8 protein-coding genes are annotated in these 6,622 nt (G+C 65.6%); 2 read left to right on the top strand and 6 right to left on the bottom strand.

Going from position 1 to position 6,622, the window contains the following annotated elements; translation table 11 throughout:
- From AAF184_24035 to petA, 4 genes are all read right to left on the bottom strand, one after another.
- On the bottom strand, positions 1-497 hold a 497-nt coding region (locus AAF184_24035; GenBank protein ID MEO0425425.1), incomplete at its 3' end, for a glutathione S-transferase N-terminal domain-containing protein.
- Between the two features lie 69 nt (positions 498-566).
- Complete coding sequence (locus AAF184_24030) at positions 567-1,325, bottom strand: cytochrome c1 (protein ID MEO0425424.1); 759 nt, start codon at positions 1,323-1,325, stop codon at positions 567-569.
- Positions 1,315-2,583 carry a cytochrome bc complex cytochrome b subunit gene (locus AAF184_24025; GenBank protein ID MEO0425423.1) on the bottom strand — a complete coding sequence of 423 codons (1,269 nt, stop codon included), beginning with the start codon at positions 2,581-2,583 and terminating at the stop codon, positions 1,315-1,317. Before AAF184_24025 ends, AAF184_24030 begins: the two co-directional genes overlap by 11 nt.
- The gene (gene petA, locus AAF184_24020; protein MEO0425422.1) at positions 2,580-3,176 is read right to left on the bottom strand and encodes a ubiquinol-cytochrome c reductase iron-sulfur subunit; all 597 of its coding nucleotides are present in this window, start codon (positions 3,174-3,176) and stop codon (positions 2,580-2,582) included. Before petA ends, AAF184_24025 begins: the two co-directional genes overlap by 4 nt.
- A 497-nt stretch (positions 3,177-3,673) precedes the next feature.
- Here petA and AAF184_24015 point away from each other — a divergent pair, with 497 nt between their 5' ends.
- On the top strand, positions 3,674-4,780 hold the full coding sequence (locus AAF184_24015) for a trypsin-like peptidase domain-containing protein (protein MEO0425421.1): 1,107 nt from the start codon (positions 3,674-3,676) through the stop codon (positions 4,778-4,780).
- Here the strand turns inward: AAF184_24015 and murA are convergent.
- Together murA and AAF184_24005 are read right to left on the bottom strand one after the other, a co-directional pair.
- A complete protein-coding gene (gene murA / locus AAF184_24010) occupies positions 4,777-6,045 on the bottom strand; it encodes a UDP-N-acetylglucosamine 1-carboxyvinyltransferase (protein ID MEO0425420.1) in 1,269 nt (422 codons plus the stop codon). The two genes, AAF184_24015 and murA, sit on opposite strands and share 4 nt — an antisense overlap.
- A gap of 35 nt (positions 6,046-6,080) precedes the next feature.
- A complete protein-coding gene (locus tag AAF184_24005; GenBank protein MEO0425419.1) occupies positions 6,081-6,329 on the bottom strand; it encodes a BolA/IbaG family iron-sulfur metabolism protein in 249 nt (82 codons plus the stop codon).
- A gap of 146 nt (positions 6,330-6,475) precedes the next feature.
- Here AAF184_24005 and AAF184_24000 point away from each other — a divergent pair.
- The coding region (locus AAF184_24000) for a calcium/sodium antiporter (protein ID MEO0425418.1) at positions 6,476-6,622 on the top strand (147 nt) is incomplete at its 3' end.

Genomic DNA, 6,622 nt, shown 5'->3' with positions numbered 1-6,622 from the left:
TCCACTTCGTAGTGGCTGAGGCGCCAGAGGATGGGCGCGATGCTGCAATCGACCAGGGAGAACTCCTCGCTCAGAAAGAACGGCCGGGCACCGAAGACCTCGGCGCTGGAGACGAGGCTCTCACGCAGCATCTTGCGCGCGGCAGTGCTGCCCTTCTTGTCACTGGCGTTCTCGATCTCATCGACCAGGCTGTACCAGTCGCGTTCGATGCGGAACAGGGCGAGCCGGAACTGAGCTCGGGCGACGGGATCTACCGGCATCAGCGGCGGATGCGGGAAGCGCTCGTCCAGGTAATCGACGATCACGCGTGCGTCGTAGAGCACCAGATCGCGATCGACCAGGGTCGGCACGCTGTTGTAGGGGTTCAGATCGATAAGATCTTCCGGTAGATCGGGCCCCACCACGTCGACGATCTCGACGTTGATGTTCTTCTCCTGCAGTACCAATCGTGCGCGATGGCTTTGCGGGTCCGTCGGCCGCGAGAAGAGTGTCATCATAAGCTCAAGTTCCCGGCGCGTCGGGGAGCTGCCCCGACGCGCTTGAGTGAAGCGACCGTCCTGATCGCCTTACGTGATGTCTTTCCAGTACTCCTTCTTCAGCGCCAAGGTGAGCACGAAGAAGCAAGCTAGAAAGGCCATGACGCCGATGCCGATACCGCCACGCTTGAGGCGCGCGGGCTCCCCCACGTAGGTGAGGAAGTTGGTGATGTCGTTCGAGGCTTCGGCGTATTCCTTGGGCGTCATCGAGCCCTCGGTGATCTGCTCGAAGTGATCGAACACCTCCCTGACATTCCCCTTGGCGTCCGTTTCCTCACGGAAGTGGGCGCGCTGGAAGCCCTGCAGTTCCCACAACACGTGCGGCATCGCCGATCCGGGCAGCAGCAGGTTGTTCACCCCCCACGGCCGCGACTCGTCAATGTAGAACGTCATGAGATAGCCGTAAATATAATCTGAACCCTTGGATCGTGCGATCAGGCTCAGATTCGGCGGCGCAACACCGAACCAGTCCTTGGACTGGTCCGCCGGCATGCTCACCTTGACCTCGTCAAAGGGCTTGTCGGTGGTGAACATGATGTCCTGCAGCTGCTCCGGGCTCATCTTCAGATCATCGGCGATGGTCTGGTAGCGAGCGTACTCCAGCGAGTGGCAGCCGAGGCAGTAGTTGGCGAAGTACTTCGCACCGCGCTGCAGGGACGGCACATCGCCGAGGTCCACGTGGGACTTCAGGCTGATGGCCGCACCCTCGGAGGCACTAGCGCCACCCCCGACCAGCAGCAGGGCGAGGGACGTCGCCGCGAGCGTACGGCGGATCATGTCAGTGCGCATGGTAGGTCACCCGTTCCGGTACAGGCTTCGTCTCATCCCGGGCCGAGAACCACGGCATCAGGATGAAGAAGCCGAAGTAGACCACCGAGAACACCCGCGCGAGCAGCGTGTAGGTGGGGGTGGGCGGCTTCAGGCCGAGGTAGCCAAGACCGATGAAGGCCACCACGAAGGCCGCGATGGCCGCCTTACCCAGCGTGCCCTTGTAGCGAATCGAGCGCACGGGGCTGCGATCGAGCCACGGCAGCAGGAACAGCATGAACACCGCTGCACCCATGGCCACGACGCCGAGGAACTTGTCCGGCACGGCGCGCAGGATCGAGTAAAACGGCGTGAAGTACCACACGGGGGCGATGTGCTCCGGCGTCTTCAGCGGGTTCGCAGGCTCGAAGTTGGCGTGCTCGAGGAACAGGCCATTCGCCTCGGGCGCAAAAAACACCACGGCAGCGAAGATCGCGGCAAACACGGTCAGGCCCACCATGTCCTTCACCGTGTAGTACGGATGGAAGGGGATGCCGTCGAGGGGCTTGCCGTTCTCGTCCTTGTGCTTCTTGATGTCCACGCCGTCGGGGTTGTTCGACCCCACCTCGTGCAGGGCGATGATGTGCAGATACACAAGGCCCACGAGCGCCAGGGGAATGGCGATCACGTGCAGGGAGAAGAAGCGGTTCAGGGTGGCGTCGGAGATGTAGTAGTCGCCGCGCAGCCACTCGGCGAGACCCTCACCGATGAACGGGATGGCACCGAAGAGCGACACGATCACCTGCGCACCCCAGTAGGACATCTGCCCCCAGGGCAGGAGGTAGCCCATGAAGGCCTCAGCCATCAGCGCCAGGTAGATCAGCATGCCGAGCAGCCAGATCAGTTCGCGCGGCTTGCGGTAGGAGCCGTAGATCATGCCGCGGAACATGTGCAGGTAGACGACGATGAAGAACGCGGACGCCCCCGTGCTGTGCAGGTAGCGGATGAACCAACCGCCCGGCACGTCACGCATGATGTACTCGACGGAGGCGAAAGCCGAGGCCGCATCCGGCTTGTAGTTCATGGTCAGGAAGATGCCGCTCAGCAGCTGGATGACGAGCACAACCAGCGCGAGCGAGCCGAAGTAGTACCAGAAGTTGAAGTTCTTCGGTGCGTAGTACTCCGACAGGTGGTTGCGCCAGACGCTCGTGATGGGAATGCGGGCGTCGACCCAATCGATGACGGCGCCTACTGGGCCGCCAACGTTGGAGCCTGAGGCGGTGGGCTGATGGGAGCTCATGCAGCAGCCTCCTGATCTTCACCGATGGTCAGAACCGAATCGCTCTCGAAGCGGTACGGGGGCACGGGCAGGTTGTCCTGAGCCGGCACGCCAGCGTAGACGCGTCCTGAGAGATCGAATTTCGAGCCATGGCAGGGGCAGAAGAAGCCGCCCGGCCAATCGTCGCCGAGGTCGGCAGGCGCCACCTCCGGTCGGAACAGGGGAGCACAGCCGAGGTGCGTGCACACGCCGACGAGCACCAGGATCTCCGGCTTGATGGAGCGGTACTTGTTGGCGGCGTACTCGGGCTGCTGGGGCTTGGTCGACTCGGGGTCTTTCAGGCGCGATTCGACCTCGTCCAAGGACTCGAGCAGCGCCGCCGGGCGCTTCACCACGTACACTGGCTTACCGCGCCATTCGACGGTCAGCATCTCGCCTTCCTCGAGGCGTGCGATGTCGACCTCCACCGGTGCGCCCAAGCCCTGGGCACGGGTACTCGGATTGAACGAGGCGATAAAGGGCACTGCGACTGCGGCCGCGCCCGCGCCTCCTGCCACGGTCGTCGCTAGCGTCAAAAACTGGCGACGGTCGAGGTTCAGGCCTCCGTTACTCATGATTGACTCACTCCCGCACTGTCCTAGCGAAGCGTAAGGACAAGTGAACTAGTTGGCCGTCGGGTGGGTACCGCGGTGGCGGCGTCGTCACCATCCCGGACTAGAGGACCGCGGGCGAGAGAGCACAGTGGCTTCTCGTTCACGATCGACGCAGCGCCTTGCCCTTCGAGCCCGACGCCTTGCGAACGCGAGCTGCGAAAAGTCCGTGGTTGGGACCGCCTGTCCCGGTGCTGAGCGGCGGGATTATACACACTGCTCAGACCGTTGGGTGCGCCCCAGACACTGATTCCTGCACCAGCTCACGGTTCCCGAGACACCTACCATCAGCAGGAGCCCGAGTCGCGATTGCCAGCGCTGATGGAATCGCTCACGCCGCGTTGCCTTTTTCGGCTGATAGGGCCGTTTGGAGTCACCGAGACCGGGAAAAACCCTAGCGTCGAAACTTGGGACTTCGATGACCCGATCAACCGGACGGGGTGCAGTAGACTGGCGCTCCTATGAGTGACACCGATCGTCGCCGCCGCTGGGCGAGCAGGCTCGCCTTCATCCCTCAGTCCGTGGTGGCCGGGCTGGCGGCAGCTTTTGTCATCGTAGCGATGCGACCGGATCTCCTAGCTCCAACCGGATCACGCATCTACGCCGCATCGGCGCCGGCCTCCTACGCCGATGCGGTCGAGCGCTCGGCGCCGGCCGTGGTCAACGTCTACACCGGCTTCGGCGACCCCGAGACGACGGCCACCTTCGACGTCGCCACCACGCCCAGCGCCAGCGGTCTCGGCTCCGGCGTGATCGTCAGCGACGAGGGCCACGTGCTGACCAATGAGCACCTCGTGCGCGGCAACGCCTCGGTGAAGGTCGCGCTGACCGACGGTCGGGTCACCACCGCCACGGTGCTCGGTAGCGATCCGGACACGGACCTGGCCCTCCTGCGGATCGACCTGCGCCCGGTGCCCGTGATCAGCCTCGGCCGCTCCTCGCGCCTGCGCACCGGCGATGTCGTCCTCGCCATCGGCAATCCCTTCGGCATCGGCCAGACCGTCACCCAAGGCATCGTCAGCGCGACGGGCCGATCTCAGCTCGGGCTGAGCCTGTTCGAGAACTTCATCCAGACCGACGCGCCCATCAACCCCGGCAACTCGGGCGGCGCCCTGGTCAACGTGGCCGGCGATCTGGTCGGCGTGAACACGGCCATGTTCGCGGCCGGGACGGGCTTCGACTCCGAGGGTATCGGCTTTGCGATTCCCATCGACCTGGCCCGCGGCGTGATGCGCGAACTGCTGGAGCACGGGCGGGTGATTCGCGGCTGGCTGGGCGTGCACGTCTCCCCTATCCAACCCGGCCAGGAGCAGGAGCTGGGCCTTGCCGCCGGACGCGGCGGCGTCTACCTATCGAGCGTGATGCCCCATGGGCCTGCATCGCGGGCCGGTCTGCGCGCGGGCGATGTGGTCCTCACCATGGACGATCGGCCGGTTCTGACTCCGCGCGAGGCCCTCGGTCACGTCGCACGCCTCTCGCCGGGCAGCCTCGTGCGCGTGCAGGTGGAGCGCCAGGGCGTACCGCTGGAGGTGCAAGCCCGGGTGAAGGAACGCCCGCGCGGTAGCTAGCTGACGCGTCGAATCCGCGCCCCCAGCTGGCCGAGCTTCTCCTCTATGCACTCGTAGCCGCGATCGATGTGGTAGATCCGATCGACCACCGTCTCGCCCTGGGCGACCAGGCCGGCCAGCACCAGGCTCGCCGACGCGCGCAGGTCCGTGGCCATCACCGGCGCCGCCTCGAGGCGCTCGACGCCTTCGATCACCGCCGTGTTGCCGCGCAGATCGATCCGCGCCCCCATCCGCTGCAGCTCCAGGGCGTGCATGAAACGATTCTCGAACACCGTCTCCTCCACCGTGGCGACGCCGTCGGCCACGCTGTTGAGGGCCATGAACTGGGCCTGCATGTCCGTGGGGAACCCCGGGTAGGGCGAGGTTCGGATGCTGACGGGCTGCGGCCGACGACCGCCCATGTCCACCTCGATCCAGTCCTCGCCGCAGGCCACCTCGGCACCGGCTTCGCGCAGCTTCTCCAGCACCGCGTCGAGATCCTCCGGTCGTGCGCGAAGCATGCGCGCCCGGCCGCCGGTGATCGCGGCGGCCAGCAGATAGGTGCCGCACTCGATGCGATCGGCCGGTACATCGAAGGCAGAAGCTGCCGGTTGGCGCAGGCGGTCGACGCCCTGGATCACGAGGCGGGCCGATCCGGCGCCTTCGATCTTGGCCCCCAAGGAGGTCAAAAACTCCGCCAGCGCCGTCACCTCGGGTTCGCGCGCCGCGTTCTCGAGCACGGTCTCCCCCTCGGCGAACACGGCCGCCATCATGAGGTTCTCCGTGCCCGTCACGGTGACGGTGTCGAAGACGATGGTGTTGCCACGCAGGCCGTTCGGGGTGCGCGCGCGAATGTAGCCGCCTTCCACGGTGACCTCGGCGCCCAGGCGACGCAGTCCCGAGACGTGCAGGTCGACGGGCCGGGCGCCGATGGCGCAGCCCCCGGGCAGGGAGACGTCCGCGCGGCCGAAGCGCGCCAACAGGGGACCGAGCACGAGGATGGACGCGCGCATGGTGCGCACCAGCTCGTAGGGCGCCTCGACGCTGTTCACGCCACTGGCGTCGACCTCCACCAACATGCGCTCGTCCACCGTGACCTGGCAGCCGAGGCGACAGAGCACGGCGACGGTGGTGGTGACGTCCCGCAGATGCGGCACGTTGCCGAGGACCACCGGCGAGTCGACGAGGAGGGTCGCGGCCAGAATCGGCAGCGCAGCGTTCTTGGAACCGGAGACACGCACCTCGCCGTCCAGGCGCACGCCTCCCTCGATGCTGAGCTTATCCAAGGCACGCCCGCCTAGGCTCGATTCGTCTGCCTACCTCAGCTGTCACGTCGCTGCTGCTCCAGCTCCTCGCGAGTGAGCGTTTTCAGCGAGAGGGCGTGGATCTCGCGCCCCATGCGCTCGCCTAGGGTGCCGTAGACGATCTGGTGGCGCTGCAGGGTGCGCTTGCCCGCGAACGCCTCAGCCACCACGAGGGCTTCGAAGTGCGCGCCGTCATCGCCCATCACGACAACCTCCTCAGCCTCCATGCCAGCCTCGATAAGTCGTTTAATTTCATCCTTGTGCATGGCCTTTCCTCCGCGGTTGGGGCGGCGCCGGAAGCGGCGTTCCGCGTTTCTGGGTGGGAATGCTAGCATTGCGCGTTTGCCGGGCTGGGCACCGCGCTGGCGCGCGCGGCGACCTTACATCCCCACGAGAGCACCGTTTGCAAGCGATCCTGATCTACTTTGCGGCCGTGATCACTGGCTTCGTCACCCTGATCTGGGGGGCGGACCGTTTCGTGCTCGGTGCCGCCGCCTTCGCTCGCAACCTCGGCGTGTCCACCATGCTGATCGGGCTCACGATCGTCGGCTTCGGCACC

The sequence above is a fragment of the Pseudomonadota bacterium genome (assembly GCA_039815145.1).
Taxonomy (GTDB): domain Bacteria; phylum Pseudomonadota; class Gammaproteobacteria; order Steroidobacterales; family JBCBZW01; genus JBCBZW01.
This window is presented reverse-complemented; position numbering and strand designations above follow the sequence as displayed.